We start from the raw sequence: 3,059 nt of genomic DNA on the forward strand, positions 1-3,059 counted from the left end.
AATCGTTCTTTGAAAACTGGATAATGTAATGTAAGGCAAAGTAAATGCGTTTTAATAAAAACCGAGTAAGAGTTTTTTAACGGTTAAGTTAATAAGGGCGCACGGTGGATGCCTTGGCACTAGGAGCCGATGAAGGACGGGACTAACACCGATATGCTTCGGGGAGCTGTAAGTAAGCTTTGATCCGGAGATTTCCGAATGGGGAAACCCACTGCCCGTAATGGGGCAGTATCTTACACTGAATTCATAGGTGTATGAAGGCACACCCGGGGAACTGAAACATCTAAGTACCCGGAGGAAGAGAAAGCAAATGCGATTTCCTGAGTAGCGGCGAGCGAAACGGAATCAGCCCAAACCAGATGGCTTGCCATCTGGGGTTGTAGGACACTCATTGTGGAGTTACAAAGGAACGGGGTAGATGAAGCGACCTGGAAAGGTCCGTCAGAGAAGGTAACAACCCTGTAGTCGAAACTTCGTTCCCTCCCGAGTGGATCCTGAGTACGGCGGGACACGAGGAATCCCGTCGGAATCCGGGAGGACCATCTCCCAAGGCTAAATACTCCCTAGTGACCGATAGTGAACCAGTACCGTGAGGGAAAGGTGAAAAGCACCCCGGAAGGGGAGTGAAAGAGATCCTGAAACCGTGTGCCTACAAGTAGTCAGAGCCCTTTTATGGGTGATGGCGTGCCTTTTGTAGAATGAACCGGCGAGTTACGATCCCATGCAAGGTTAAGTTGATGAGACGGAGCCGCAGCGAAAGCGAGTCTGAATAGGGCGTTTGCAGTATGTGGTCGTAGACCCGAAACCAGGTGATCTACCCATGTCCAGGATGAAGTCCAGGTAACACTGGATGGAGGTCCGAACCCACGCACGTTGAAAAGTGCGGGGATGAGGTGTGGGTAGCGGAGAAATTCCAATCGAACCTGGAGATAGCTGGTTCTCTCCGAAATAGCTTTAGGGCTAGCCTCGAGTTTAGAGTCTTGGAGGTAGAGCACTGTTTGGACTAGGGGCCCTCATCGGGTTACCGAATTCAGACAAACTCCGAATGCCAAAGACTTATACTCGGGAGTCAGACTGCGAGTGATAAGATCCGTAGTCAAAAGGGAAACAGCCCAGACCACCAGCTAAGGTCCCAAAGTATACGTTAAGTGGAAAAGGATGTGGAGTTGCCCAGACAACCAGGATGTTGGCTTAGAAGCAGCCACCATTTAAAGAGTGCGTAATAGCTCACTGGTCGAGTGACTCTGCGCCGAAAATGTACCGGGGCTAAACGTATCACCGAAGCTGTGGATGCATACCGTATGGTATGCGTGGTAGGAGAGCGTTCTAAGGGCTGTGAAGCATGACCGGAAGGACATGTGGAGCGCTTAGAAGTGAGAATGCCGGTATGAGTAGCGAAAGAAGGGTGAGAATCCCTTCCACCGAATGCCTAAGGTTTCCTGAGGAAGGCTCGTCCGCTCAGGGTTAGTCGGGACCTAAGCCGAGGCCGAAAGGCGTAGGCGATGGACAACAGGTTGATATTCCTGTACCACCTCTCTTCCATTTGAGTGATGGGGGGACGCAGTAGGATAGGGTAAGCGCGCTGTTGGATATGCGCGTCCAAGCAGTTAGGCCGATGAGCAGGCAAATCCGCTCATCACATAAGGCTGAGCTGTGATGGCGAGGGAACTAGAGTACCGAAGTTCCTGATTCCACACTGCCAAGAAAAGCCTCTAGCGAGGAAGAAGGTGCCCGTACCGCAAACCGACACAGGTAGGCGAGGAGAGAATCCTAAGGTGATCGAGAGAACTCTCGTTAAGGAACTCGGCAAAATGACCCCGTAACTTCGGGAGAAGGGGTGCTCATTAGAGGTTTATAGCCTCGAAGAGCCGCAGTGAAAAGGCCCAGGCGACTGTTTAGCAAAAACACAGGTCTCTGCGAAGCCGCAAGGCGAAGTATAGGGGCTGACGCCTGCCCGGTGCTGGAAGGTTAAGAGGAGCGCTTAGCGCAAGCGAAGGTGCGAATTGAAGCCCCAGTAAACGGCGGCCGTAACTATAACGGTCCTAAGGTAGCGAAATTCCTTGTCGGGTAAGTTCCGACCCGCACGAAAGGCGTAACGATCTGGGCACTGTCTCAACGAGAGACTCGGTGAAATTATAGTACCTGTGAAGATGCAGGTTACCCGCGACAGGACGGAAAGACCCCGTGGAGCTTTACTGCAGCCTGATATTGAATTTTGGTACAGCTTGTACAGGATAGGTAGGAGCCTTTGAAGCCGGAGCGCCAGCTTCGGTGGAGGCATCGGTGGGATACTACCCTGGCTGTATTGACATTCTAACCCGCACCCCTGATCGGGGTGGGAGACAGTGTCAGGTGGGCAGTTTGACTGGGGCGGTCGCCTCCTAAAGAGTAACGGAGGCGCCCAAAGGTTCCCTCAGAATGGTTGGAAATCATTCGCAGAGTGTAAAGGCACAAGGGAGCTTGACTGCGAGACCTACAAGTCGAGCAGGGACGAAAGTCGGGCTTAGTGATCCGGTGGTTCCGCATGGAAGGGCCATCGCTCAACGGATAAAAGCTACCCCGGGGATAACAGGCTTATCTCCCCCAAGAGTCCACATCGACGGGGAGGTTTGGCACCTCGATGTCGGCTCATCGCATCCTGGGGCTGTAGTCGGTCCCAAGGGTTGGGCTGTTCGCCCATTAAAGCGGTACGCGAGCTGGGTTCAGAACGTCGTGAGACAGTTCGGTCCCTATCCGTCGTGGGCGCAGGAAATTTGAGAGGAGCTGTCCTTAGTACGAGAGGACCGGGATGGACGCACCGCTGGTGTACCAGTTGTTCTGCCAAGAGCATAGCTGGGTAGCTACGTGCGGACGGGATAAGTGCTGAAAGCATCTAAGCATGAAGCCCCCCTCGAGATGAGATTTCCCATAGCGCAAGCTAGTAAGAACCCTGAAAGATGATCAGGTTGATAGGTCCGAGGTGGAAGTGTGGTGACACATGGAGCTGACGGATACTAATCGTTCGAGGACTTAACCAAATGAATCAAGCATACTTGCCAAACTTACATTATCCAGTTTTG

General features: G+C 52.5%; 1 rRNA gene. It reads left to right on the plus strand.

Annotated features, from left to right (window positions below):
- Positions 1-81 precede the first annotated feature (81 nt).
- A 23S ribosomal RNA gene (locus A8L44_RS06410) occupies positions 82-3,017 on the plus strand.
- Positions 3,018-3,059: the final 42 nt, after the last annotated feature.

It is taken from the genome of Bacillus sp. FJAT-27986 (assembly GCF_001685035.1).
Classification (GTDB): Bacteria; Bacillota; Bacilli; order Bacillales; family Pradoshiaceae; genus Pradoshia.